General features: G+C 63.6%; 23 protein-coding genes and 1 tRNA gene. 12 read left to right on the forward strand and 12 right to left on the reverse strand.

All coding sequences use genetic code 11. From position 1 onward, the window contains the following. Positions 1 to 2: 2 nt before the first annotated feature. Positions 3 to 76: transfer RNA gene (locus VCJ09_RS17990), tRNA-Gly, on the forward strand. A 227-nt stretch (positions 77 to 303) separates the two neighbouring features. Here the strand turns inward: VCJ09_RS17990 and mapR are convergent. After that, a complete protein-coding gene (gene mapR / locus VCJ09_RS17995; protein ID WP_324734684.1) occupies positions 304 to 1,713 on the reverse strand; it encodes a GntR family transcriptional regulator MpaR in 1,410 nt (469 codons plus the stop codon). Between the two features lie 71 nt (positions 1,714 to 1,784). Continuing rightward, positions 1,785 to 3,191, reverse strand: a complete 1,407-nt coding sequence (gene ccoG, locus VCJ09_RS18000) for a cytochrome c oxidase accessory protein CcoG (protein ID WP_324731468.1) — start codon at positions 3,189 to 3,191, stop codon at positions 1,785 to 1,787. A 308-nt stretch (positions 3,192 to 3,499) separates the two neighbouring features. On the opposite strand from ccoG, the gene VCJ09_RS18005 reads away from it, so the two are divergent. From VCJ09_RS18005 to VCJ09_RS18030, 6 genes are all read left to right on the forward strand, one after another. After that, positions 3,500 to 5,170, forward strand: coding sequence for a nitrite/sulfite reductase (locus VCJ09_RS18005; RefSeq protein WP_324731469.1), 1,671 nt, complete (start codon positions 3,500 to 3,502; stop codon positions 5,168 to 5,170). Continuing rightward, entirely contained in the window at positions 5,167 to 5,694 is a 528-nt protein-coding gene (locus VCJ09_RS18010; RefSeq protein ID WP_324731470.1) for a DUF934 domain-containing protein, read from the forward strand. The genes VCJ09_RS18005 and VCJ09_RS18010 overlap by 4 nt, the downstream gene beginning before the upstream one ends. Further along, a complete protein-coding gene (locus VCJ09_RS18015) occupies positions 5,691 to 6,053 on the forward strand; it encodes a CidA/LrgA family protein (RefSeq protein WP_324731471.1) in 363 nt (120 codons plus the stop codon). The genes VCJ09_RS18010 and VCJ09_RS18015 overlap by 4 nt, the downstream gene beginning before the upstream one ends. Further along, entirely contained in the window at positions 6,053 to 6,769 is a 717-nt protein-coding gene (locus VCJ09_RS18020; RefSeq protein WP_324734685.1) for an LrgB family protein, read from the forward strand. Before VCJ09_RS18015 ends, VCJ09_RS18020 begins: the two co-directional genes overlap by 1 nt. A gap of 327 nt (positions 6,770 to 7,096) precedes the next feature. Beyond that, on the forward strand, positions 7,097 to 7,855 hold the full coding sequence (locus VCJ09_RS18025) for a COG4705 family protein (protein WP_324731472.1): 759 nt from the start codon (positions 7,097 to 7,099) through the stop codon (positions 7,853 to 7,855). 216 nt (positions 7,856 to 8,071) lie between these two features. Then, the gene (locus VCJ09_RS18030) at positions 8,072 to 9,778 is read left to right on the forward strand and encodes a phosphoethanolamine transferase (protein ID WP_324731473.1); all 1,707 of its coding nucleotides are present in this window, start codon (positions 8,072 to 8,074) and stop codon (positions 9,776 to 9,778) included. A 211-nt stretch (positions 9,779 to 9,989) separates the two neighbouring features. On the opposite strand, the gene VCJ09_RS18035 is transcribed toward VCJ09_RS18030, so the two are convergent. From VCJ09_RS18035 to VCJ09_RS18045, 3 genes are all read right to left on the reverse strand, one after another. After that, positions 9,990 to 10,337: a DOPA 4,5-dioxygenase family protein gene (locus VCJ09_RS18035; RefSeq protein ID WP_324731474.1), complete on the reverse strand. Its 348-nt coding sequence runs from the start codon at positions 10,335 to 10,337 to the stop codon at positions 9,990 to 9,992. Positions 10,338 to 10,558: 221 nt separating this feature from the next. Next, complete coding sequence (locus VCJ09_RS18040; RefSeq protein WP_324731475.1) at positions 10,559 to 11,902, reverse strand: short-chain fatty acid transporter; 1,344 nt, start codon at positions 11,900 to 11,902, stop codon at positions 10,559 to 10,561. Between the two features lie 697 nt (positions 11,903 to 12,599). Further along, entirely contained in the window at positions 12,600 to 13,259 is a 660-nt protein-coding gene (locus tag VCJ09_RS18045; RefSeq protein WP_324731476.1) for a hypothetical protein, read from the reverse strand. 259 nt (positions 13,260 to 13,518) lie between these two features. On the opposite strand from VCJ09_RS18045, the gene VCJ09_RS18050 reads away from it, so the two are divergent. From VCJ09_RS18050 to VCJ09_RS18060, 3 genes are all read left to right on the forward strand, one after another. Beyond that, positions 13,519 to 14,430: an EamA family transporter gene (locus tag VCJ09_RS18050; protein ID WP_324731477.1), complete on the forward strand. Its 912-nt coding sequence runs from the start codon at positions 13,519 to 13,521 to the stop codon at positions 14,428 to 14,430. Between the two features lie 48 nt (positions 14,431 to 14,478). Continuing rightward, complete coding sequence (locus VCJ09_RS18055) at positions 14,479 to 14,784, forward strand: I78 family peptidase inhibitor (RefSeq protein ID WP_324731478.1); 306 nt, start codon at positions 14,479 to 14,481, stop codon at positions 14,782 to 14,784. Between the two features lie 114 nt (positions 14,785 to 14,898). Next, positions 14,899 to 16,437 carry a sigma-54-dependent transcriptional regulator gene (locus tag VCJ09_RS18060; protein WP_079202891.1) on the forward strand — a complete coding sequence of 513 codons (1,539 nt, stop codon included), beginning with the start codon at positions 14,899 to 14,901 and terminating at the stop codon, positions 16,435 to 16,437. A gap of 64 nt (positions 16,438 to 16,501) precedes the next feature. Here the strand turns inward: VCJ09_RS18060 and VCJ09_RS18065 are convergent, their stop codons facing one another. From VCJ09_RS18065 to VCJ09_RS18090, 6 genes are all read right to left on the reverse strand, one after another. Then, positions 16,502 to 17,269, reverse strand: a complete 768-nt coding sequence (locus tag VCJ09_RS18065) for a crotonase/enoyl-CoA hydratase family protein (RefSeq protein ID WP_324731480.1) — start codon at positions 17,267 to 17,269, stop codon at positions 16,502 to 16,504. 206 nt (positions 17,270 to 17,475) lie between these two features. Next, positions 17,476 to 18,387 (reverse strand): SDR family oxidoreductase, encoded by a 912-nt coding sequence (locus VCJ09_RS18070; protein ID WP_324731481.1) that lies wholly within the window; start codon positions 18,385 to 18,387, stop codon positions 17,476 to 17,478. Between the two features lie 109 nt (positions 18,388 to 18,496). Further along, positions 18,497 to 19,027, reverse strand: a complete 531-nt coding sequence (locus tag VCJ09_RS18075; RefSeq protein WP_324731482.1) for a DUF1569 domain-containing protein — start codon at positions 19,025 to 19,027, stop codon at positions 18,497 to 18,499. Beyond that, positions 19,005 to 19,916, reverse strand: coding sequence for an alpha/beta fold hydrolase (locus VCJ09_RS18080; protein ID WP_324731483.1), 912 nt, complete (start codon positions 19,914 to 19,916; stop codon positions 19,005 to 19,007). The genes VCJ09_RS18075 and VCJ09_RS18080 overlap by 23 nt, the downstream gene beginning before the upstream one ends. After that, entirely contained in the window at positions 19,913 to 20,695 is a 783-nt protein-coding gene (locus tag VCJ09_RS18085) for a class II aldolase/adducin family protein (RefSeq protein WP_324731484.1), read from the reverse strand. Before VCJ09_RS18085 ends, VCJ09_RS18080 begins: the two co-directional genes overlap by 4 nt. A gap of 296 nt (positions 20,696 to 20,991) precedes the next feature. Next, positions 20,992 to 21,444: a flavodoxin gene (locus VCJ09_RS18090; RefSeq protein ID WP_324731485.1), complete on the reverse strand. Its 453-nt coding sequence runs from the start codon at positions 21,442 to 21,444 to the stop codon at positions 20,992 to 20,994. Between the two features lie 112 nt (positions 21,445 to 21,556). Here VCJ09_RS18090 and VCJ09_RS18095 point away from each other — a divergent pair, with 112 nt between their 5' ends. Together VCJ09_RS18095 and VCJ09_RS18100 are read left to right on the forward strand one after the other, a co-directional pair. After that, positions 21,557 to 22,015, forward strand: coding sequence for a PAS domain-containing protein (locus tag VCJ09_RS18095; protein ID WP_324731486.1), 459 nt, complete (start codon positions 21,557 to 21,559; stop codon positions 22,013 to 22,015). A gap of 56 nt (positions 22,016 to 22,071) precedes the next feature. Next, positions 22,072 to 22,686 (forward strand): PilZ domain-containing protein, encoded by a 615-nt coding sequence (locus VCJ09_RS18100; protein ID WP_324731487.1) that lies wholly within the window; start codon positions 22,072 to 22,074, stop codon positions 22,684 to 22,686. 253 nt (positions 22,687 to 22,939) lie between these two features. Here VCJ09_RS18100 and VCJ09_RS18105 read toward each other — a convergent pair whose 3' ends face one another. After that, complete coding sequence (locus VCJ09_RS18105; protein ID WP_324731488.1) at positions 22,940 to 23,893, reverse strand: MerR family transcriptional regulator; 954 nt, start codon at positions 23,891 to 23,893, stop codon at positions 22,940 to 22,942. Positions 23,894 to 23,955 lie beyond the last annotated feature (62 nt).

Here is a 23,955-nt window from a genome sequence, read left to right on the forward strand (position 1 = left end):
AAGCGGGCGTCGTATAATGGCATTACTCCAGCTTCCCAAGCTGATAACGAGGGTTCGATTCCCTTCGCCCGCTCCAGCCCTCTATTTCCACATGCTCACGCATGCAGTGAAAGCCCCTGAAAACCGGCCCTTGAGCCGGTTTTCTTGCATTTGAACGTTCCCTTTTAATCCCTCTCGGTTATGGCTATTTGCGTGGCGGCAAAGGCTGGGGCCCAGCCAGGTATTGCATGAGACACCTGTCTTCCTGTTGCAGCGAAGGGGACGAGTTATTGCCGCTGAGTGAAAACAGACTCTTGTCGCGGCTTAGAAGGAGTCGATGATGCGCCCGAGCACGGCCATCGCCTGTTCGCTCTGGGCGCTCCAGGGGTGGCCGTAGTTCAAGCGTGCGCAGTTGCCGAAACGCCGGGTGGCCGAGAAGATCGGCCCGGGGGCCAGGCTGATGCCCTGGGCCAGGGCCAGCTGGAACAGTTGCAGCGAGTCGACCTGCGCGGGGAACTCGAACCAGAGAAAGTAGCCGCCGCTGGGCCGGGTCACCCGGGTGCTGGCCGGGAAATGTCGGGCGGCGGAAGCGAGCATCGAGGCCTGTTGGGTTTCCAGGGCATGGCGCAGCTTGCGCAGGTGACGGTCGTAGCCGCCGTGCTGCAGATAGTCGGCCAGCGCTGCCTGGGCCGGTACCGAGGGCGAGATGGTGGTCATCAGCTTGAGCCGGCTGATCTGCTCGGCATAGCGCCCGCCTGCCACCCAGCCGACCCGGTAGCCCGGGGCCAGGCACTTGGAGAACGAACCGCAGTGCATCACCAGGCCGTCGCGGTCGAAGCTCTTCACCGGCTTGGGCGGCTGCGTGCCGAAGTACAGCTCGGCGTAGACGTCGTCTTCGATCAGCGGCACCTGATGGTGTTGCAGCAGGTCATAGAGGCCACGCTTCTTCGCCTCGTTCATGCTCGCACCCAGGGGGTTCTGCAGGCTGCTCATAAACCAGCAGGCCTTGATCGGCAGCTGTTCCAGGCTGCGGGCCAGGCTGTCCAGGTCGATGCCTTCGCGCGGGTGCACGGGGATTTCCACCGCCTTGAGCTTGAGCCGTTCCAGCACCTGCAGGGTGGCGTAGAAGGCCGGCGATTCGATGGCCACCAGGTCGCCGGGCTGGGTCACGCATTGCAGGCACAGATTCAGCGCTTCCATGGCGCCGGTGGTGATCACCAGCTCCTCCAGCGGCAGCATCACGCCGCTGACCATGTAGCGCAGAGCGATCTGCCGGCGCAGGTTGGGATTGCCTTCGGTCATGTCGGCGATAACCGCGTGGGGCGGCATGTCGCGCACGCTTTGCGCCATGGAGCGGGCCAGGCGCTGCAGGGGAAACAGGTCGGGGCTGGGAAAGGCCGAGCCGAAGGCCACGGTGTTCGGGTCCTTCAGCGAGCCGAGCACCGAGAACACCAGTTCGCTGACATCCACGTCGGTGGTGTGGGCCTGGGTCACGCCGATGTCCGGCTCGGGCAGGCTGCGCTGCGCATGTTCGCGGACGAAGTAGCCGGAGCGCGCCCGGGCGACGATCAGGCCCCGGCTTTCCAGCAGGTAGTAGGCCTGGAATACCGTGGATGGGCTGATCCCATAGGTGCGGCTGGCGTGGCGCACCGAGGGGACTTTCTCCCCGGGGGCCAATACGCCGCTGCGCACCAGTTCGGCGATTTCGGCGGCGAACTTCTCGTAGCGCTTCATCGTGTCGTGGCCCAGTCGCTCGGTAAATGGAACCTCATACTCTACGGCCTGGCGACTGTTCATGCGATTCCCTAGCGATTGACCGGCGCGACAAACGCACTCTTGGCGGTGACCCGCTGCGTCGGCTCGGCGCTATCGGTAACCGCGAAATACAGCGGCTGCGACACGCTGCTCGCGCGCTCGGCGACCAGGGCGACGCTGACCGGCACATCGACGATCTCGCCGGGAGCCAGGGCCAGCTGGCGTTGGCCCTGCAACTCGAAGCCCTGGCTGTCGGCCAGGGAGATGATGTAGTGGCGCGCCTGCTGGGTCTTGTTGATGACCTTGAGACGGTAGATGTTTTCGATCTGGCCCTGCAGGTTTTCCCGGTACAGGCCGCGGTCCTTGGTCACGTCCAGCGACACCAGGGCGCGCTGGTCCAGGGCCCAGACGAAGGCGACGATCATCACCAGCAGCATGGCCGCGTAGCCGATCAGACGTGGCCGCAGCAGCTGGGTCTTGCCACCGGCCAGGGCGCGCTCGGAGGTGTAGCGGATCAGGCCCGAGGCATAGCCCATCTTGTCCATGACGGTGTCGCAGGCGTCGATGCAGGCACCGCAGCTGATGCAGTCCAGTTGCAGGCCATCGCGGATGTCGATGCCGGTCGGACACACCTGCACGCAGATCGTGCAATCGATGCAGTCGCCGAGGCCTTCGAGCTGCGGCATGCTGTCCTTCTTGCGCGGGCCGCGACTCTCACCACGGGCCGCGTCGTAGGAGACGATCAGGGTGTTGTCGTCGAACATCACGCTCTGGAAGCGCGAGTAGGGACACATATGCAGGCACACCTGCTCGCGCAGCCAGCCGGCATTCAGGTAGGTGGCGACGGTGAAGAACAACAGCCAGAAGGCGGTGGTGGCGCCCAGGTTGAAGGTGAGCAGATCAGCCACCAGCTCGCGCACCGGGGTGAAGTAGCCGACGAAGGCCAGCGCGGTGACCAGGCTGACCGCCAGCCACAGGCCGTGCTTGGCGCTACGGCGCAGCAGCTTGCCCACCGACCAGGGCGCGGCGTCCAGTTTGATCCGCTGGTTGCGCTCGCCTTCGGTAAGCTTTTCCACCCACATGAAGACCCAGGTCCACACGCTTTGTGGGCAGGTGTAGCCGCACCAGACCCGGCCAGCGAACACGGTGATAAAGAACAGGCCGAAGGCGGCGATGATCAGCAGCGCCGAGAGCAGGACGAAATCCTGCGGCCAGAAGGTCGCGCCGAAGATATGGAACTGGCTGTTGCCCAGGTCCCATAGCACGGCCTGGCGCCCGCCCCAGTTCAGCCAGGCGGTGCCGAAAAACAGCAGGAACAGCGCGCCGGCGCCATACAGGCGCAGCGAACGGAACAGACCGGTGAAGCTGCGGGTATGGATAGGGCCGCCGGCTTTGGCCGGCGTCAACTGGATGGGGCGGCGCGGGTCGATGACCGTGGCGGGGATACGTTCGCTCATGGGCTGAGCCTCGTCTGGCTGCAATCAGGTGCGACGCATCATCGGCCCAGGCATGTATTGATAACAGGCTCAGAATTTCAAATAAAAAGCGGATCAGCTGGACAGGTTGTCGCAGCTGCAAGCCCTCTTCTGTCAGGAGAAGATCAGCCTGCAGCCAATGCGGCGACGGATTTACGGCTTATCTGATCCGGTTTTTTCAGGTTTACCTGAGGCTGTTTTGTCGAGCGCCTGGCCGCCATAGTTGCAGGCACAGGGCCAGCCCGCTCCAGGCAGCGCGCGGCCGGCGATCAGTTCTGACGAGGTGGCCCATGTATCAATACGACGACTACGACCGCGCCCTGGTGCGCGAGCGCGTGGCGCAGTTTCGCGACCAGATCGAGCGACGCATCAGCGGCGAGTTGAGCGAGGAGGAGTTTCTGCCGCTGCGCCTGCAGAACGGTCTGTATATGCAAAAGCATGCCTACATGCTGCGCGTGGCGATCCCCTACGGCACCTTGTCCGCGCGGCAGTTGCGCACCCTGGCGGGCATCGCCAAGGACTACGACCGCGATTACGGGCACTTCACCACCCGGCAGAACATCCAGTTCAATTGGATCGAGCTGGAGCAGGCCGGCGACATCCTCGAACGGCTGGCCGAGGTCGAGATGCACGCCATCCAGACCTCCGGCAACTGCGTGCGCAACATCACCACCGAGGCCTTTGCCGGGGTCGCCGCGGACGAGCTGCTCGACCCGCGGCCGTTGGCGGAAATCCTCCGCCAGTGGTCGACGGTCAACCCGGAATTTCTCTACCTGCCGCGCAAGTTCAAGATCGCCCTGTGCGCCGCGCAGGAAGACCGCGCGGCCGTGATGATGCACGACATCGGCCTGTACCTGTACCGCGACCCGGCCGGCGAACTGCTGCTGCGGGTGATGGTCGGCGGCGGCCTGGGCCGCACGCCGATCCTCAGCCAGCAGATCCGCGAGGGCCTGCCGTGGCAGCATCTGTTGTCCTATGTCGAGGCGGTGTTGCGGGTCTACAACCGTCACGGCCGACGTGACAACAAGTACAAGGCGCGGATCAAGATACTGGTCAAGGCCCTGGGTATCGACGCCTTCGGCAAAGAGGTCGAGGCCGAGTGGCAGCACATCAAGGACGGCCCGGCGGAGTTGACCGAGGCGGAGTATCAGCGGGTCGCGGCGGCCTTCGACGCCCCGCCTTACGCCAGCCTGGATGATGCCGACCTCGACTACGGTAGCGCCTTGGCGCGTGACGATTCCTTCGCCCGCTGGGCATCACGCAACGTGCGCCCGCACAAGGTGGCGGGCTACGCCTCGGTGGTGCTGTCGAGCAAGCCCGGGGCCAGCTCGCCGCCTGGGGACGTGACCTCGACGCAGATGCAGGCCATCGCCGACCTGGCCGAGGATTTCGGTTTCGGCGAGATCCGCATCGCCCACGAACAGAACGTGGTGTTGCCGGATGTACCCAAGGCTAGCTTGCACGCCCTCTATCAGCGGGCCCTGAGTCATGACCTGGGCACCGCCAATATCGGCCTGTTGACCGACATCATCGCTTGTCCCGGCGGCGATTACTGCGCCCTGGCCAATGCCAAGTCGATCTCGATTGCCCAGTCGATCCAGCAGCGCTTCGCCGACCTCGACGCCTTGCACGAACTCGGTGAGCTGAGCCTGAATATCTCCGGCTGCATGAATGCCTGCGGCCACCACCATATCGGCAACATCGGCATCCTCGGCGTGGATAAGAACGGCAGCGAGTGGTACCAGGTGACCATCGGCGGCTCCCAGGGCAAGGCCAGCGCCCTGGGCAAGGTCATTGGCCCCGCGTTCAGTGCGGCGCAAATCCCCGAGGTCATCGACGGCCTGGTCAAGACCTACCGCGACTACCGCGAGGTCGACGAACGCTTCGTCGATACCGTGCAACGCATCGGCCTCGAACCGTTCAAACAGCAGGTGTATCGCCAGGCGCAGGTGCCCGCATGAACAATCTGATTCGTCTGTGCGCTGGCCAGGCCCGACTGGTTGCGGATGATCCCTGGCAGTGGTTGCGCGAGCCGGCCCAGCCCCGCCCCGCCGGCCCCTTGATCTTGCCGCTGACGGCCTGGCTGCAGCGCCAGGATGAGGCAACGCTCAAGGGCGAACGCTTCAGCCTGGACGGCATCTGCCTGGCCCCGGAGGATGAGGTCGAGCGTCTGCAAAACTACCTGTCGGTGCTGCCACTGATCGCCATCGAATTCCCCAGCTTTCGCGATGGCCGCGCCTACAGCCAGGCCTACCTGCTGCGCACTCGCCTGGGCTGGACTGGCGAGCTACGGGCGGTCGGCGATGTGCTGCGCGACCAGCTTAGTCATATGCGCCAGTGCGGCTTCGATGCCTTTGCGGTGCGTGAAGACAAATCCGCCGCGGACGCTCTCAAGGGCCTGGCGGGCATGAGCGTGCTCTATGGCCGCTCGGCCATCGAGCCACGACCGTTGTTCCGTCGCCGCAGCGCGAGTGAGGCCCATTGATGCTTAAAGGACTGACCTGGCTGCTGGCGTTGCAGTTGGCCGGCAACCTGCTGAGCGCCTTGTGCCTGCCCATGCTGCCGGGCGCCGTGATCGGCATGCTGTTGTTGTTCGGTTACTTGCTCATGCGCGGCAAGGTTGATCAGCCGCTGAACCAGGCGGCCAGTGGCTTGCTCAACTACCTACCGCTGCTGCTGGTGGTTCCGGCCGCCGGCATCATGCTGGCGGGCGATGCCTTGCGCGAAGACGGCCTGGCAATTACTGCGGCCCTGGTGCTGTCGTTGCTGGTGACCATCCCCTTCTGCGGCTGGCTGATGCAACACCTGACCAGGCGCATTGAGCGTAAGGCGGCAGAACCTTGATCAACCTGCTTGAACTGCAAACGGTGTGGCGCGCCCTGATCAGCCATCCGTTGTTTGCCTTGGGTTTGACCCTGGTGGCCTTCCAGTTCGCCCTCTGGCTGTACCGGCGCAGCGGCTGGTTGCTGCTGCAACCGGTGATGGTCGCCATGCTGCTGGTGGTGGCGGCGTTGTGCGCCACTGGCCTGGATTACGCCACCTATCGCCAGGGCGCCGCGCCCATCGCTTTGCTGCTCGGCCCTGCGACTGTGGCCTTGGCGGTGCCGCTGTACCACAACCTGAAACGCATTCGCCTGCTGTTATTGCCGATCCTGCTGACGGTCCTGATAGGTGGTGCGCTAACGGTTCTGCTGACCGTGCTGATCGCCTATGGTCTCGGCGCTCGCGTGCCGGTGCTGATGACCCTGTCGACCAAGTCGGTGACCATGCCCATCGCCATGCTGGTGACCGCACAACTGGACGGCATCGTGCCCCTGGCCGCGGTATGTGTGATGCTCACGGGCGTGATCGGCACGGCTCTTGGTCCGCTGCTGTTGCGTTGGGCCGGGGTCGAGCATCCCGCTGCCCGTGGGCTGAGCTTTGGGATCAACGCTCACGCCATTGGCACCGCTCGGGCATTGGAGGAAGGCGAGGAATCCGGTGCTTTTGCGGCCCTGGCGATGAGTCTGCTCGGGGTGCTCACGGCGGTCTTGCTGCCATTGGCCATGAGTTGGCTCTGAAAGCACCGCCTGGTCACGTCCGCGTATCAGTCGCTCGGCGCTCTAAACCGCAATGGCCGCCTAGCCGGCCGTTGAAAAACTACCTACGTTTTTCAACGGCCTGCTAATGCAAATAACCGCGCGGCTGGTTCGCTTGCGCGCTGGGCCGTGGGCGTGACGACGGCTTGATGAATTCTTCACCGATTTTTCACCTGGGCTCACCTACCTTGCTCGCGCCGGCAGCGTTCTGCTTGCTGGATCAGCCATCGACTTCTCCTTTGCCGCGTGCGCGGCAGGTTGAGACGAATGCGCCTGCTCCACTTCTATCTTGCGGTTGGGGACTCTCGGATGAACAAATTGCCTCAAATCACCCTGGCCTTCTGGGTGATGAAAATCTGTGCGACCACGCTAGGGGAAACCGCCGGCGACCTGCTGTCGATGACCCTGAATGTGGGTTACGCCATGAGTTCGCTGATCCTCATCAGCCTGTTTCTGCTCAGCCTGTTTGCCCAGCTGAAGGCGCGTAGCTACAAACCGGCGTTGTATTGGACGGTGATTCTCGCCACCAGCACGGCGGGCACCACCATGTCGGACTTCATGGACCGCACCCTGGGCCTCGGCTATGCCACCGGCTCGGCCATCCTCATCGGCATTCTGATCGTGACCTTCGCCGCCTGGCGCATGAGCGAGAAGTCGCTGTCGGTGGACAACATTCAGGGGCTGCGCGGCGAGCTGTTCTATTGGATGGCGATTCTGTTCTCCAACACCCTGGGCACCGCCCTGGGTGATTACCTGGCCGATGATTCGGGCCTTGGTTTTGCCGGTGGCGCCTTGTTGATCGGCGGTTTGATCGCCGTGGTCGCGCTGGCCAGGTACTACACGCGAATTTCGGCGGTGGCGCTGTTCTGGCTCGCCTTCGTGTTGACTCGCCCGTTCGGCGCGACCCTCGGCGACTTCCTCACCAAAACCCATGACCAGGGTGGCCTGGATTTCGGCACCGTCGGTTCCTCGGCGATTCTCGCGGCGGTTCTGCTGGCGCTGGTGGTCTTCGCCATGCGCAGTCAAAACCGCAACGCAAACGCTATTGCCGAACCCGTCTCGGCCTGACGCCAGAGGTGAGGGCCGAGCGACTCGCTATTTGAGTCGCTGGCCGCTCCAGCCGCATTGCGCGCGATCGAACGCCGCCCTCTAGGGCGGCGTTTTGCGTATGAGCCTGCGGCCCTGCAATTGGCCAACGAATTCTTCACATAGCCCCGACAGGCCTTTCACATCGCGCTCCTTAGGCTGCCCAACATTCTCTCGACCTACGCTATAGAGGCCGTTGTGCGAAAAATCCCTCAGTCAACCGAAAAACCCGAAGGCTCCGCCACGTGGACCTTCGCCATCAGCCGCAACGTGCTGACCCTGTTGGTGGCGCTGTGGCTGATGCTGAGCATGAACATCCCCTTCTGGCGGGATGTCTGGCACGGTGTTGGCGGCTGGAGCAATGACAACAGCCTGTTCCTGATCACCTTGCCCGTGCTGGTTTGGCTGTGGCTGTACCTGTTGCTCAGCCTGCTGACTTGGGGGCGGTTGACCAAGGCCATCCTCGGGGTGCTGCTGCTGGTGTCGGCGGCGGCCAGTTTCTTCATGAGCAGCTACGGCATCGTCATCGACTACAACATGCTGACCAACGTGCTGCAGACCGACAGTGCCGAGGCCATGGACCTGTTCAGCTGGGGCATGCTCGGCTGGGTGTTGGTTCTTGGCGTAGTACCCGCACTGGTCGTCAGCCGGGTACGCCTGCTCACCCGACCCTGGGCGCGTGAGCTGGGCTTCAAGTTGGCGAGCATGGTGCTGGCCTTGGCCTGCCTGGGCGGCATCGCGATGAGCAACTATCAGTCGTACGCCTCGCTGCTGCGCAATCACCATGAGCTGCGTCTGTTGCTGACCCCGTCCAACGTGGCGGCGGCGGTACATGGCTATAGCAAACGTCAGTTCGCGACCCCGACCAAGCTACAGGTGGTCGGCGCCGATGCTCACCAGCTCAAGCAGGTGGGCGGTGCCGTTAAGCCCAAGCTGACGATCCTGGTCGTCGGGGAAACCGCGCGGGCGGTGAACTTCTCGCTCAATGGTTACGCCCGCCCGACCAACCCGGAGCTGGCCAAGCAGGCTGTCATCAGCTTCAGCAATGCCAGCTCCTGCGGCACCGCCACCGCGATATCGGTGCCCTGCATGTTCCTCGATGTCGGCCACGACAACTATCAGGACTCGATGGCCAAGAACCGCGAGGGCCTGATGGATGTGTTGCAGCGCGCCGGGGTCGCGGTGTTGTGGCGTGATAACAATTCCGGTTGCAAGGGGGCGTGCGACCGCGTGCCGACCGACGACGTCTCGCACCTGCAGATTCCCGACCTGTGCGAGGGCAATGAGTGCCACGACGAGGTGCTGCTCAGCGGCCTGCAAACCTACCTGGACACGCTCGATCACGATGCCGTGGTGGTGCTGCACATGAAAGGCAGCCATGGCCCGGCGTACTTCAAGCGTTACCCGGCGGCGTTCGAGAAATTCACCCCGGTGTGCCAGGACAACCAGCTCGACCGCTGCTCGGCCGAAAGCATCGTCAATGCCTACGACAACTCCCTGACCTACACCGACCATGTGCTGGCGCAAACCATCGAATTGCTCAAGGGCAACGCCGCGCGTTTCGACACGGCCATGCTCTATATGTCCGATCACGGTGAGTCGCTGGGCGAGAATGGTCTCTACTTGCATGGCTTGCCTTACGCCATGGCGCCGAGCGAGCAAACCCATGTGCCGATGATTGTCTGGTTATCGGCTGGGCTGGAACAACGCTCGGGCATTCAAGCCAGCTGCCTGGCCAAGCATCAGGGCGTCGCTTATTCGCACGACAACCTGTTCCACTCGATCCTCGGCCTGATGGATGTGCGTACCTCGGCGTACCAGCCCGAGCGTGACCTGTTCCGCCAGTGCCTGCCACAGAACACCGCGTCGGTGGACAGTGGTGTGCTGACCAAGAGCATAAATTGACTGCGCTACGCGTGCGCGGGCTCATGGCAACACACACCGAGTTTGTTGCCATCGGGGTCGCGAAAGTAGCCGCCATAGTAATCTGCGTGATATTCGGGGCGCAGGCCGGGCGGGCCTTCACAGGCGCCGCCATTGATTAACGCGGCTGCATGGGTGCGCGCTACGACATCTCGACTGGCGGCCACTGCAGTGTCCCGCGAACCGGGTTAACTCAGGTCTTGAACATGGTCAGGTCCAGCGCCAACTCTTCGCCCAGCCACGCCGCGTGGCGGGTGTGGTCGGCCAGATCATCGCCGGTTACACCATGCACCAGGACGGACAACCCCTGACGGTTGGCCTCCAGCCAAGGCAGCAGTCGATCGAACTGCACATGGTCGAACGACAGCTGGCAGCTCCAGCGCGGATGCGGGCCGACCAGGCGTTGATGAATACGCCCGACCTTGACTGCGAACAGCTCGCCAACCTGCTCACAGATCGAGGTGGCCAACGGCAGCGACTGTTCATCGAAGTAAACGTGGGCATGGTACTGGGAGTAGCTATTGCTGGGGCGCTTGGTCATGGTCGAGTCTCGCCGGGTCGCATAACGAACCGCCAGCCTAGCAGGCTGCCGGGCTTCTCTGCTGCGCTCCAGGTTAATCCCGGCATCTGCCCTGTCGATAAGCGACAAGACGTTCCTCTGCATTGAGGTTGCGTCAGGCAGCACTGCAAAACCCTGCACAAAGAAAAGCCCCGGACTTACATCCGGGGCTTTTCAGTATTCAGAACACAACCCGTCTGCGCTTAGGCCATCAGGTAAAAGACCCCCGAGATCACTATGCCGGAATACAGCAGCGTGATCAGGCAGTAACCCATGATGTCGCGGGCGCCGAGGCCGACGATACCGAGCAGGGGCAGTGCCCAGAAGGGTTGGATCATGTTGGTCCAGGCATCACCCCAGGCAATCGCCATGGCCGTCACCGAGGGCGACACGCCCAGCGCCTGAGCAGCCGGCAGCATGATCGGTCCTTGTACGGCCCATTGGCCGCCACCCGATGGCACGAACACGTTCACCACACCGGCGCTGAGGAAGGCGAACACCGGCAGGGTATCCGCCGATGCCCAGGCAATGAACTGTTCGGTGATCTGCCGGCCGAGCGAAATCCCCTCGGCATTGACGCCCATCATCATGCCCATGATCCCCGCGTAGAAGGGAAACAGCAGCACGATACCGCCGATGCCACGCACACTCTTTTCCACGGCGCGCATGTAGCGCTCGGGCGTTCCGTGCAGCAGCAGGCCGCAGAACAGGAAGATCGCGATGACTACATCCAGGCCCAGGACAAAGCCCTTGCTACTGAAGTGGTTGAACAGATACACGCCGGCAATCGCCACGAGGGCCAGACCGAGAATGCGGCTGTCATCCAACCGTTGCGCGGGAGTAGCACGCTGCGGCAGCTCGTCGCTGGTATCGACCAGCAGGGCCGGGTCGGCCACTTTGGCATTGCTGCGTGGGTGCATGGCCCGATTGAGCAGCGGCAAACCAATCACCAGCAAGGCGATGATCGTCAGGTTGATCGGCATAAACAGGCTTTGCATGACCCCCACGGGCTCGGTGATAACCCCTGCGGTAATGCGGGCCAGATCGGCCCCACCGGTTGCCATCGACAATGGAATCGAGCCCGACAGGCCGCCATGCCAGATGAGAAAACCTGAATACGCCGAGGCCACCAGCAGCGGGTAGTCGACTCCGACGACCTTGCGCGCCAAGGCCCGGGCAAATACGGCGCCGATCACCAGGCCGAAGCCCCAGTTGATCCAGCAGCCCACCAGGGCAACCAGGGTCACCAATACCACCGCCTGACCAGGGGTGCGTGCCAGGCCGGCCAGGCGATCCAATTGCCGATTGACGATGGGGGCGCTAGCCAGCGCGTGGCCCGTCACGAAGATCAGGCTCATCTGCATGGCGAACGCCAGCAGCGACCAGAAACCGCCACTCCAGTGCTGCACCATGGCCGGCAAGGTCTGTTGAGTGGAGACCATCCCCGCCACCAGCACGATCAAGGTCAAGATGGCTGAAAACACGAAGGGCGAAGGGAGATAGCGTTGCACCAGGCCCACACTAAGGCCTATCACTTTATTGAACATCAACAACTCCGATTCTTATTGTGAGCTTATGGGCATGAGGCGGATGACGAAACGCACGCCTGAACACTGACGATCAGCTCCTCCATGGAGATGTGCTCGACACGTTGCGTGCGGCCGGAGTCAGGCTAGGCAGGCACTGTATTCGCGCCGGAGTGTCGCACCGACGGGTTGATCCCTTTAGTTTGTTTTTTCTGGCCATTGATTTGGAATGCAAATGAATCACCCTAGACCGGCTGTACCTAACAGACGCATCCAGGCGTGCCCCTTTGACTAAGGCTATGTCCCCGTTACGTGTTGAAACGTGCATGCCGGCTAGGCGTTGCGTGAGGGACGATGATTCGTAGGGTGGGTTAGGCGCATGACTGCAGGCTATTGGCTGGTGCGTAGCCGGTTGCGCCGTAACCCACCAAAGGAGGTAAGCCGACAACCGCTTGGTGGGTTACGCGGCCTTAACTAAGGCCTAGCCAATTAGCCCTACTATGCATAGGCCAGAGCGTGCCGCCGCGTTTCCCCTACCCGAACGTGCGAGTAGCGCCGGGTGGACAACACGCGCCAGAGTGCCCGCTTTTTCGTCCCATGCCCTGGGTCGATTCAAGCGCAGCACATCCGCCTCTGCTCAACGCTGCACTGCTCGTCCCGCCAGCAGCACAACATGCCAGCAGGCCAGCACCCTAGTGCCGGCCCGCTGGCATCCGCCTCAGTCCACGGCAAAGCAGTACAGCAGCCCCGCCCCGCCGGTACCCTTCAGGCCTTCGTCGCTGCAGCCGCGCGAGGGGTGCGAGGAGTTCCATGAGCGCGACGCCGCATCGTCGCTCAAGCCCATGCGGTCATGGTGGCCGACCTGGGCAGAGCCTTCGCCATTGCTGGTCCAGTTGCCGCAGGTATTATCCTCGCCCGCGGCGAACGCCGTGCCGTCGGCCTGGGAGCCGGTGAGGATGTCGTGCATGTTCGGCGTGTCACCACGCCCCTTGATCGGCGCGCCGTGCTCGTCCAGGGCGGTGTCCTTGGTCAGCTGGTTGTCGCCATGCAGTTGTGCGACATCCTTGGCGATGACCACCCCCTTGGCGTTTTGCCAGGGGCCGCTGCCGATGCGATCACGAGCGTTGACCGACGCCGCCCCTTCGCTGGCGCTGGCGCTGAGGTAGGCGTGCCAGGTGTGCTGGCCGGCCCCGGCGACACCGGCCAGCTTCAGGCAGTGCGCGTCGGCACCCTCCAGGCCGCCGAAGTTGGCGCCCTGGCCCGATCCCTCGCTGGTGACGAAGAAGGTCATGTCGGCTTGCTCGGCCTGACTAGCGAAGCTGCAGGCCAAGGCCAACAGGGCCGCCGGTAGGACGAGTGTGCGAGTCATCGTGTGCATGTGCGTGTCTCCTGCGAAATCGGTTCCCCCAAACCAAGGTGTGGTTAACAGGCTGAAGCCTAGATGAGCACAAATGACGGTGCTCAACTCGCACGCCACCATCCGTCGGCCCATGCTGGCGGTCATGGCTTCTGGTGCGGAGCTAGCTCACTGGCGCGAAGACCCCGGCACAACCCCGACCGGCTGCTCGGCGGCTGCTGTACCCTGTCCCGGGCGCGGAGTTTCGCGCCGAATCTGCCCAGGAACTGTCCGCGCGCTTATGTCTTCCCCTACGCCGTTTCCCCGCCACCTCGCCGTACTGCTGCTGGCCTTTCTCGCCTGCATTCTCGCTGGCAACCATATCGCCGCGCGTATCGCCTTCGACCAAGATGCCGGGGTGCTGCTGGCGGTGCTCTGCCGCTCCGGGGTGACACTGCTGGCGCTCACGGCCTTGGTGCTGTGGCAACGGCAGACCCTGCGTCCGGGGCCCGGAACCTGGCCTTGGCAGTTGCTGCTAGGGTTACTGATTACGGTGCAGAGCCTCTGCCTGTATTCGGCGGTGGCGCGAATACCGGTGGCCCTGGCGTTGCTGGTGGCGAATATCTTCCCGATTCTCCTGGCCTTGCTCACCTGGGCGCTCGGAGGTTCGCCGCCGACCAGACGCACGGCCCTGCTGATGGCCATGATCCTCTTCGGCCTGCTGTTCGCCCTCGACGTGCCAGCCCGCTTGAGCAGCCATGACAAGGTCGGCAGCGACTGGCTGCTCGGCATCGGTCTGGCGTTTTCTGCCGCCTGCGCCTTCGCCAGCGCGCTGTGGGTGACCGAACACAAACTGTCGGGCCTACGCGGTTCGCTGCGCAGCATGTTGACCATGCTGGTAGTGTTCGCCGCAACGCTCACGGCAGGCATCGCCGACCTGATCCCTGGCGGTTTTCAGTCACCCACGAGCACCACCGGCTGGATCGCCCTGGGCGTGCTGGCCCTGCTCTACTGCACCGGTTTTTCTCTGCTGTTCATCTACATGCCGCGCCTGGACATGGCGCGCAACACCCCGGTGATGAATATCGAGCCGGTGGCAACCCTGCTGCTGGGCTGGCTGATCCTCGGCCAGATGCTCAACCAGACGCAGATCATTGGCGGCGCCATAGTGGTCGGCGGCATCGTCCTGCTGACCTATCGTAAACACGGATAAGCGCTCGACTCGGCGCCAGCGGCACACACCGACACGGAGGAACACCGCATGCTGTTCAAACAGATCACCGCCAGCCTGACCTTGCTCGCAGTCCTGACCGGCTGCAGCTCCACCGCTACGCCCGACGCGCCGGGGTCCGGCAAGCCAAGTCACGGCTGCAAAGCCGAAGCGGTGCCGGGCATGCTCGGCAAGCAGGCCACCGCCGAGCGGATCGAGCGCGCGCGCCAACAGACCGGGGCGCAACGCGTGCGAGTGCTGGCGCCCGGCGATGCCGTGAGCATGGAGCATGACCCGCAACGGCTGAACATCGAGATCGACGAGGCCGAGGTGATCCAGCACATCCGCTGCGGTTGAGCGGCTGACCCGCGCCTGCCGGCCACGCGCAACCGTGAAACCTTCGCTCGGTTAACTAAGCCATCCAGACCGGGCATACTGCTGCACCTGTAATCGAGCCGGTTCCCCGCCCGTATGCGCATCCACGTCAGCTTTATCGACCGCGTTGGTATCACCCAGGAAGTCCTGGCCCTGCTCGGTGGACGCAATCTCAACCTGGATGCGGTGGAAATGGTGCCGCCGAACGTCTACATCGACGCGCCGACCCTGAGCGCCGCGGTGCTCGACGAGCTGCGCGAGGCCCTGTTCAAGGTGCGTGGCGTGCAGGCGGTGACCATCGTCGACATCCTCCCCGGCCAGCGCCGGCGCCTGCAGCTCGACGCACTGCTCGCGGCGATGACCGACCCGGTGCTGGCGGTGGATGGCGCAGGCAGTGTGCTGCTGGCCAATCCGGCGCTGATCGCCCTGTGTGGACGTGACGTGGAAGGGCTGTCGCTCGGTGAACTGTTCGTCGATCCGGCCTTGCTGCATGCCCTGCTGGAGCAGCAATTCCGCCTGCCGCTGCGCGAAGTCACCCTCAACGGCCAGGCGCTGCTGCTGGACGCCACACCGATCAGTGAAGCCGTCGATAGCGGGCAGCGCCGCCTCGCTGGCGCCTTGCTGACCCTGTATGAGCCAAGCCGCATCGGTGCACGGCTGGCGGCCCTGCACCACGACCATGTCGAAAGCTTCGACTCACTGCTCGGCGAGTCGCTGCCGATCCGCACCTTGAAGACCCGTGCCCTGCGCGTCGCCAGCCTCGATGCGCCGCTGTTGATCCAGGGCGAAACCGGCACCGGCAAGGAGCTGGTGGCGCGTGGCTGCCACGCCATCAGCGCGCGCAGTTCAGCGCCCTTCCTGGCGCTGAACTGCGCGGCCTTGCCGGAAAACCTCGCCGAAAGCGAGCTGTTCGGCTATGCCCCCGGGGCCTTTACCGGGGCCCAACGCGGCGGCAAACCGGGGCTACTGGAACTGGCCAACCAGGGCACGGTGTTTCTCGATGAAATCGGCGAGATGTCGCCTTACCTGCAGGCCAAACTGCTGCGTTTTCTCAGTGACGGCACCTTCCGCCGGGTCGGTGGCGAGCGTGAGGTCAAGGTCAATATACGCATCCTCAGCGCGACCCACCGCGACCTGGAAAAAATGGTCAGCGAAGGCGCTTTCCGCGAAGACCTGTTCTACCGCCTCAATGTGCTCAACCTGGAAGTGCCACCCCTGCGCGAACGCGGCCAGGACATCCTGCTGCTGGCCCGGCATTTCATGCAGCATGCCTGCAAGCAGATTCAACGCCTGCCCTGCCGTCTGGCGCCAGACACCTACCCGGCACTGCTTGGCAACCGCTGGCCGGGTAACGTGCGCCAGCTGCAGAACGTGATCTTCCGCGCCGCCGCCATCTGCGAAAGCAATCTGGTGCAGATCGACGATCTGGACATCGCCAGCACCGCCGTAGCCCCCCAACTGCTCGAAGGCGATATCGTCAGCCTGGAAGCTGCCGTGGCCGGTTTCGAGAAAGCCCTGCTGGAAAAGCTCTACCTCAGCCACCCCTCCAGCCGACAACTGGCGGCGCGCCTGCACACCTCGCACAGTGCCATCGCCATGCGCCTGCGCAAGTACGGGATTTCCGGCAAGAGTTGAGGGTTGAGTAAGCCCTTCGCGGCTAAAGCGGAGCGCCGCCCGGCCGCTCCCACGGGTACGAGCATCAGAACGCGCCGTGACGGCCCTGCCCCGCCTTGAAACGCTGCGCGCCGGCCTGGATTTCGCCGCTGTCGACCACGGCCAGGCCGCCGCGAAATTCGTTGGCGATGGCTGCCTCGAAGGGCAGGTTCCACTGCGCATAGGCGCTGGCGCGGTCGGCCAGCAGGCAGTGCTGCGGGAAGTCGGCGATCTGCAGGGCCAGTTGCTGGGCGGCGGCCAATGCCGTACCGGTCGGAACGACACGGTTGACCAGGCCGATGGCCAGCGCTTCCTCGGCCAATACCGCACGGCCGGTGAGGATCAGGTCCAACGCGCGGCCCTGGCCGATGATCCGTGGCAGGCGCACGGTGCCGCCGTCGATCAGCGGCACGCCGAAGCGTCGGCAGAACACCCCGAGCACGGCGTCATCGGCCATCACCCGCAGGTCGGCGAGCAGCGCCAGTTCCAGGCCGCCGGCCACCGCATGGCCTTCGATGGCGGCGATCAGCGGTTTGCTCAGTTGCATGCGGCTCGGGCCCATGGGGCCGTCGCCCTCAGGCTCCAGGCGATTGGCGCGCGCGCCGCCTGCAGCCACCGCGCCCAGATCGGCACCGGCGCAGAAGGTCCCACCAGCGCCGGTAAGCACGGCGACCCGCGCCTGCGGGTCCGCCTCGAATGCACGCAACGCCGCGGCCAAGGCCTCGGCGGTCGGCCGGTCGACGGCGTTACGCACCGGCGCACGGTCGATGATCAGGGTGGTGACCGGGCCGTTGTTCTCGACGATAACGCTCATGAACAAATCTCCGTTTTCAAGGAAAACCATAGGCGCGGGCCACGCCCGCGATGCGCTTAGCCATGGCCACTTTTAGCGGGCACGGGACTGAGGCGTCGCTCCCGCGTTCCTAAATGCCAAAGGCCGGCATTTAGCCGGCCTTCACCTTAGAACTCCGCGTGAGGAAAATCAGCCCTTTGGCCGAATCCCCCGCCAGGCTGCCGCGATCAGGAGGTGTATTGCTGCAAATGCTTCATCATCGCCTGCAAGGCCTCGATGGTGTCGGCCGGGTGCACCGCGTCGTCGAAGTCGCAGATTTGCTGCCAATGATCGGCCACGTCTTCCGGGCTGAAGCCGGCACGCGGGTCGAATCCGGTGCCCAGGCTGCGCTCCCAGCGCGTCTTGCCGATCCAGCCGCCGCCGACCTCGAACAGGCCAGAGGTTTCTGCGCAGGCCTGGCTAGCCAGGTAAACCACCAGCGGGCTGACCAGTTCGGGCTTGAGTTGCTCGAATATCTGCGGCGGGATCAGCCCTTCGGTCATGCGCGTACCGCCAGTGGGGGCGATGGCGTTGACCAGGATGTTGTTCTTGCGCCCTTCGATGGCCAGGGTGCGGGTCAGGCCATACAGACCGAGCTTGGCCATGCCGTAGTTGGCCTGGCCGAAGTTGCCGTAGATGCCGGAAGTGGAGGCGGTGAAGATCACCCGGCCATAACCCTGCTCGCGCATGTGCGGCCAGGCGGCGCGGGTCACCTTGTAGGCGCCCTCGACGTGGACCTTGTAGACCAGATCCCAGTCGGCGTCGTCCATCTTGTGGAAGGTCTTGTCACGCAGGATGCCGGCGTTGTTGACCACCACATCGATACGGCCAAAGGCCTCCAGGGCGTGCTGAACGATCTTCTCGCCATCGGTCACCGAGTCATGATTGGCCACCGCGGTGCCGCCGGCGGCGCGGATTTCCTCGACCACCTTGGCGGCGGCCGATGCGTTGGCGCCTTCGCCATGCGTGCTACCACCGAGATCATTGACCACCACCTTGGCGCCATGTTTGGCAAACAGCAGGGCATGGGCGCGACCCAGGCCACCACCGGCACCGGTGACGATCACGACTTGGTCTTGAAAACTAATGGCTTCGCTCATGAAGTGAGCTCCTTGGCAGGTTGGCAATGATCCAAGTGTCCAGCAGGCGCGTGCTGGTCACAATAAAGACGCCCACAGCTGAATGGTGCTCGATAAGGCTGCGGGATGATTAAGCCCTCCGGATCAAACTCAGGTGGTTATATAGGTGCAGCACATGGGCCTGGGCATAGTCGGCATGGCTCAGAACGCCGTAGGCAAAGTGCGGCTGCAACTCGCCCTGGTAGCTGGCGAAGTCGGCGAACGCCTGCTGCAGCCGCTCCAGCGCCAGCACCTGGGTGGCCGGTTCGCTCAGCGGCGCAGCGCCAGGAATGGCCTCATCCAGTGGGTGACGCATGGCCCCACGCGCGGCGAATACACTGAACGCCAGCGGCCCGACGCTATGGCGGAACCAGGCGGGCTTAAGTTCGGGGTAACCGCTGATGGAAGACTCGATGCTTTGCGCGCAGTGGTTGAACACCTCGGCCGGGCTCCAGCCCTTGAGGCTGACCAGCTGCTTATCCCGCAGACCGCTCACTAGCTGCTGCGCGCCTTGCAAGCTGAGCGGCCCTGGCGCTTCGCCGGCCGGCAAAGCCCAGTAGCCTGCCCCGACGCCCGCCACGCCAGTCAATGCCGCGAATTTAACCAGCTGTCGTCTGTTCATTACGGCAAGCCAAAGCCTGGCGAAAGGCCAGATAGTGTTGCAAGACCAAGGCCGGCGCCTCGGTTTGCGGGTAATGGCCGATGCCGTCAAGCAACACAGTGTCGGGCGCCGGGATCAGTTCGCGGTAACGTGCCAGCATATGCGCCCCGGAGATCGGGTCGGCAGCGCCGTCGATCAACCGCAACGGCACCCCGCCACGCTGCATGGCCTTGACCCAGCGCTCACGCTGCACCCGGCGCTCAGGCATATAGCGAATCAGCCGGTGCATCACACCGGGCCCATCGTTGTGGCTGATCAGGCTCCAGAAGTCATCCAACTCATCGACACTCGGCTGGGTCTGCGGACCGAACACCTTGGCGAAACTGGCCGCCAGCTTCTGCCGACTGAACAGCCGACCGATCAACGCCCCGATGGGGCTGAGCAGGAGTTTCTGCACCAGCACCGGGTGATGGGTTTCCGGAAACAGGCCACCATTGAGGAACACGCAACTGGCCAGCTGTAGGCGGCTCTCATGGTGCCTTGCGAGCAATTCCTGGGCGACGCTGTCGCCATAGTCATGCGCCAGCACATGCACCGGCGCCTGAATGCCCAGGTGCGCCAGCAGCGCCTGCTGCAGGTCGGCCTGCTCCAGCAGGCTGTAAGCATGCCCGCGCGGTTTGGCCGAATCACCGAAACCGAGCATGTCGCAGGCGATCAGGCGGTAATCCTGGCTCAGCGGCGTCCACAGGTAGTGCCAATCCCAACTGGCGGTGGGAAAGCCATGGATCAGCAGCAAGGGCTCGGCGGTTGCCGCGCCCGCCGTCCAATAGCGCATGGCATGGCCGCGAAACTCGAAGGGCAGGCCCTCGGCGCGCCAATCCGCCAGGGCAATGCCGGGCAGTGCAGTCATTCGGCATAGCCCGGCATCTGCTGGTCGAGCTTGCGCAGCAGGGCCGGCCAGGGCAGCGCGCCGCCCATGCCCTGCGGACTTCTCATCACCCCGGCGAGCATCGCCTTGGCGCCATCGAGAATCTGCTGGGGGATGTGGATCAACTCGGCGCCGCCACTCTGCGCCATCACCTGGATTTCGCAGGCGCGCTGCAGGGTGAACATCATCAGGAAGGCATCGGCGATGCTGCCGGCGGCGCTGAGCAGGCCGTGATTGGGCAGGATCATAAAGTTCTTGTCGCCCAGATCGGCCTGCAGTCGGGCCTTCTCGTCGTGGTTCAGCGCCACCCCCTCGTAGCCGTGATAGGCCAGGCTGGAGAGAACGAACAACGACTGCTGCGACAGCGGCAGCAGGCCTTGCTTCTGTGCCGACACGGCGATCCCGGCGGCCGTGTGGATGTGCAGCACGCAGGCCACGTCGTGGCGCACCTCGTGCACGGCGCTATGGATGGTGTAGCCGGCCGGATTGATATTGAAGGGACTGTCCATCAGCTTGTTGCCGGCCAGGTCGATCTTCACCAGGCTGGAGGCGCTGATCTCATGGAACATCAGGCCGAAGGGGTTGATCAGGAACTCGTCGCTGCCCGGCACCTTGGCCGAGATGTGGGTGAATATCAGGTCGTCCCAGCCATACAGGGCGATCAGCCGGTAGCAGGCAGCCAGATCGACGCGGGTCTGCCATTCGGCGGCGGACACCTGGTCCTTGAGGTTCGGAGTCGGCAGAACTTGAGCAGCGGTCATGGCATACACCTCGGCACTTGTTGTTATCAGTGCCAAGGAGTCTAGCGAGAGATGCGGCAAACGTGAGTTGCCCTGGCAGCCAGCTTAGTGACCGAGCGAGCCTTGTTTGCTACAGGGCGATCCAGGCGGTGTTCCGCTTAGAGCGCAGCGACAATCCACCGCTTTTTTCGCCCCGCGCCGACTATCCACGGCGTACTGCCTGCGGGTAGGGCGGCTCGGGCGGCGATCCGTTCGGAGCGAAGCGACAACCCGCCAGCTTTTGCGCAGAGCCGATCAACGCATGCGCGCGGACTGCATCAGGCCTGCAGCGTTGCCATGAACTCGGCCAGCCAAGGCTCGGCGTCGCTTTCCGGAGTGACGCTTTCGCTGCTGTCCAGACGCAACATCGGCTGCACCTCGCGAATACCCAGTTCGGCGTACAACTCGCGAACCAGCTCGCCACCACCACAGAAGGTGTCGCCGTAGCTGGAGTCACCCAGGGCAATCACCCCGCCGGGCAGGCCGCTCCACGCGGGCAGATGATCGCGGATGGCGAAATACAAAGGCTGCAGGTTATCCGGCAGCTCGCCCATGCCGGTGGTCGAGGTCACCGCCAGAAAGGCTTCGGGGGCAAACGCCTGGACATCGGCCAGGCTGGCGCGCGGGTTGTGCCAGGCGTCGAAACCGGCATTTTTCAACAGTTGCTCGGCATGCCGGGCGACTTCCTCGGCAGTGCCATAGACCGAACCGGAAAGGATGGCGACTTTCATAAATAACTCCGAAACATGCAGAACACAGTCTGAAACGGCGGGCATTATGCCGCAAGTAGACAGCGCGGCCGGATGTTTTAGAATGCAGCAGACAGAGCCCAGGAATCACCTCATGATCAACGCCAAACTGCTGCAACTGGTGATCGACGCCTCGAACGACGGCATTGTGGTTGCCGAGCAAGAGGGCGATGACAACATCCTCATCTATGCCAACCCCGCCTTTGAAAGGCTCACCGGTTATGCCAGCGAAGAGATCCTCTATCAGGATTGCCGCTTCCTGCAGGCCAGCGACCGTGACCAGCCTGGTCTGGCCGTCATCCGCGAAGCGGTGAACACCCGCCAACCCTGCCGGCAGATCATCCGCAATTACCGCAAGGACGGCAGCGCCTTCTGGAACGAACTGTCGATCACCCCGGTGTTCAACGAAGCTGATCAGCTGACCTACTTCATCGGCATCCAGAAAAATGTCACCGAGCAAGTACAAACCCAGGAACGGGTCAAGGAACTGGAAACCGAACTGGCGACTGTGCGCGCGGCACTGGCACAGCTAAAAGACCGACCACTGGTATAAACCAATAGCGAACTATGCTGTCTTAAAGGGTTCAAGCCTTCGCGCAGAGTTCGACCATGCAAGAACAGCCATTGCTCACCCAGGCTGAACTGGACTTTATCCAGCACCTACATACCAAGCCTGCGCCAAGCCAGCGCAAGCCCGCTCCCGCGCCAAGCTTGCTGGTCGATGCCGGCGCTCAGCTCCAAGAGTTGCTCGCCTACTGTGCAGCCAAGGAGCAACTGACCATTGAGGCACACGTCGCCAATCAGCGTCTGACGTTTACCGCGCACCTGGTCGAAGACGCGCAACAGGTTCAGCATCTTGAGCTGGGCACTCCGCAGATTTTCGAAGACGGCCCGGCCAACCGTGCCTGGCGCCTGCCGCTGGACCCACCCGTTGTACTGCGCCAGCGCAATGCCAAACCCAGCGACCTGTGGGTACACGAACTGTCGCTCAACGGGCTGCTGATCGAACTTCGCGCCAAGCGTGCCACGCCCGAGCACTTCAACCTGATTCTGCCGCTGGCCGGCCAGAAACCGATTGCCATTGAAGGCAGCCTGGTACGTAAAACCGCTGGCGGGCTGCTGGCCTATCAACTCGACCCGCTCGACAAACGCGGCAGCGAGCGCTTGCAGCAGTTTATTTTCCAGCAGCACCGCGCCCTCCACCCCCAGGTCAGCCAGGGCTAGCGGGCGATCGCGCCTCCTTGCCTTATCCCCCTGCCCAGGGTGTAAGTAACTTCGCCTGCAAGTCAGCCATTCGTGCTGACGCTGATCCGCGCGGCCAAAGCGTGTATGGGCCGGGCCGCGTAGGTCGGGCCGGGTAGGTCGGGCCGCGCGGGTTGAGCGCATACACGGCATTCAGCAGTAAGGTTGCGACCGGCATAGCCCCAGCACTCGGCGCACGGCAGCCTATGCAGGTATGCAGGACGTGAAGTGGTTGTCAGGTATCCAGATGCCCGGCGAGGAACTGCTGCAAACGGCGCTGCATCAGGCGACCCTCGTTACCCAGGCAGGCTATCGGCGAGCCGCTCAGGCTATCTTCGGCGAGCTCGGCGCCATCCCCCGCCAACACCAGCGGACAATCCAGCGCCAGCGCCAGGCGCGCCAGCACGCGTGGCAAGTCGTCACTGGGGGGCAGATTGGTGAACAGCACCAACGCCTGCGGCTGCATGCGCTCACAGACCAGGGCCAGCTCTTCCAACGGCTGACCCAATCCCAGCACACTGACCGACACCTGCGAACCGCTCAGCAGCAGACCGGTGACCAGCAACTCCAATTCGCGGCAGTGACCCGGCAAGGCCGCCAGCAAGACCCGCTCCTCGGCCTGGGTGCGCAAGATCTGCAGGCGCTGCAAGGTGCGCGCGCGCAGGAAGGTATCGAAGAACAACCACTCGCTGGCCTGCCCGAACTCGTCCTGGCTCAGCAGCAATTCCTGCCAGAGCGGCATCAGAATGTCCTGGAACACCACCGGCAGCGGGTAGCTGGAAAACACCTGGCCGTACAAGCGATCGAGCCTGACGTCGTCAAAGGCACTGATCGCGCGGCGCAGTTGAGCCTGCCATTCCGCCCACTCGCCACAGGTGACTTCTTCATAGACCGGTGTGCTGGCCGATCGGGTCGAAATGTTTTTCGCCAGAATCTTGCCGACCTTACTGACCGACACCCCGCGCTCGATCCACGCCAGAATGCTGCGCACAGACTCGATGTCCGCCTGCGAGTAGAGGCGATGCCCGCTGTCGGTGCGCGTCGGCTGGATCAATCCGTAACGTCGCTCCCAGGCCCGCAAGGTCACCGGATTGACTCCGGTCAAGCGGGATACCTCGCGGATAGGAAACAGCTCTTCCTGCTTGAGGGCACTCGAATCGAGGGACAAGCCACCAACGAGATCGGACATGAGAGAGGTATCACCGCAACAATGTTGCCGGCATTGTAACTCAGCTGACACCGACCTACATT

Origin of the sequence: Pseudomonas paeninsulae, from assembly GCF_035621475.1 — a bacterium.
In the GTDB taxonomy this organism is placed as follows: domain Bacteria; phylum Pseudomonadota; class Gammaproteobacteria; order Pseudomonadales; family Pseudomonadaceae; genus Aquipseudomonas; species Aquipseudomonas paeninsulae.

Excerpts from the sequence above, each read along its gene's own strand:
- VCJ09_RS18095 (WP_324731486.1), top strand. The coding sequence starts at position 21,557 with ATGATCAACGCCAAACTGCTGCAACTGGTGATCGACGCCTCGAACGAC.
- ccoG (WP_324731468.1), bottom strand. The coding sequence starts at position 3,191 with ATGAGCGAACGTATCCCCGCCACGGTCATCGACCCGCGCCGCCCCATC.
- mapR (WP_324734684.1), bottom strand. The coding sequence starts at position 1,713 with ATGAAGCGCTACGAGAAGTTCGCCGCCGAAATCGCCGAACTGGTGCGC.
- VCJ09_RS18090 (WP_324731485.1), bottom strand. The coding sequence starts at position 21,444 with ATGAAAGTCGCCATCCTTTCCGGTTCGGTCTATGGCACTGCCGAGGAA.
- VCJ09_RS18055 (WP_324731478.1), top strand. The coding sequence starts at position 14,479 with ATGCTGTTCAAACAGATCACCGCCAGCCTGACCTTGCTCGCAGTCCTG.
- VCJ09_RS18080 (WP_324731483.1), bottom strand. The coding sequence starts at position 19,916 with ATGACTGCACTGCCCGGCATTGCCCTGGCGGATTGGCGCGCCGAGGGC.
- VCJ09_RS18105 (WP_324731488.1), bottom strand. The coding sequence starts at position 23,893 with ATGTCCGATCTCGTTGGTGGCTTGTCCCTCGATTCGAGTGCCCTCAAG.
- VCJ09_RS18040 (WP_324731475.1), bottom strand. The coding sequence starts at position 11,902 with ATGTTCAATAAAGTGATAGGCCTTAGTGTGGGCCTGGTGCAACGCTAT.
- VCJ09_RS18060 (WP_079202891.1), top strand. The coding sequence starts at position 14,899 with ATGCGCATCCACGTCAGCTTTATCGACCGCGTTGGTATCACCCAGGAA.
- VCJ09_RS18005 (WP_324731469.1), top strand. The coding sequence starts at position 3,500 with ATGTATCAATACGACGACTACGACCGCGCCCTGGTGCGCGAGCGCGTG.
- VCJ09_RS18065 (WP_324731480.1), bottom strand. The coding sequence starts at position 17,269 with ATGAGCGTTATCGTCGAGAACAACGGCCCGGTCACCACCCTGATCATC.
- VCJ09_RS18050 (WP_324731477.1), top strand. The coding sequence starts at position 13,519 with ATGTCTTCCCCTACGCCGTTTCCCCGCCACCTCGCCGTACTGCTGCTG.
- VCJ09_RS18070 (WP_324731481.1), bottom strand. The coding sequence starts at position 18,387 with ATGAGCGAAGCCATTAGTTTTCAAGACCAAGTCGTGATCGTCACCGGT.
- VCJ09_RS18085 (WP_324731484.1), bottom strand. The coding sequence starts at position 20,695 with ATGACCGCTGCTCAAGTTCTGCCGACTCCGAACCTCAAGGACCAGGTG.
- VCJ09_RS18025 (WP_324731472.1), top strand. The coding sequence starts at position 7,097 with ATGAACAAATTGCCTCAAATCACCCTGGCCTTCTGGGTGATGAAAATC.
- VCJ09_RS18100 (WP_324731487.1), top strand. The coding sequence starts at position 22,072 with ATGCAAGAACAGCCATTGCTCACCCAGGCTGAACTGGACTTTATCCAG.
- VCJ09_RS18035 (WP_324731474.1), bottom strand. The coding sequence starts at position 10,337 with ATGACCAAGCGCCCCAGCAATAGCTACTCCCAGTACCATGCCCACGTT.
- VCJ09_RS18075 (WP_324731482.1), bottom strand. The coding sequence starts at position 19,027 with ATGAACAGACGACAGCTGGTTAAATTCGCGGCATTGACTGGCGTGGCG.
- VCJ09_RS18045 (WP_324731476.1), bottom strand. The coding sequence starts at position 13,259 with ATGCACACGATGACTCGCACACTCGTCCTACCGGCGGCCCTGTTGGCC.
- VCJ09_RS18010 (WP_324731470.1), top strand. The coding sequence starts at position 5,167 with ATGAACAATCTGATTCGTCTGTGCGCTGGCCAGGCCCGACTGGTTGCG.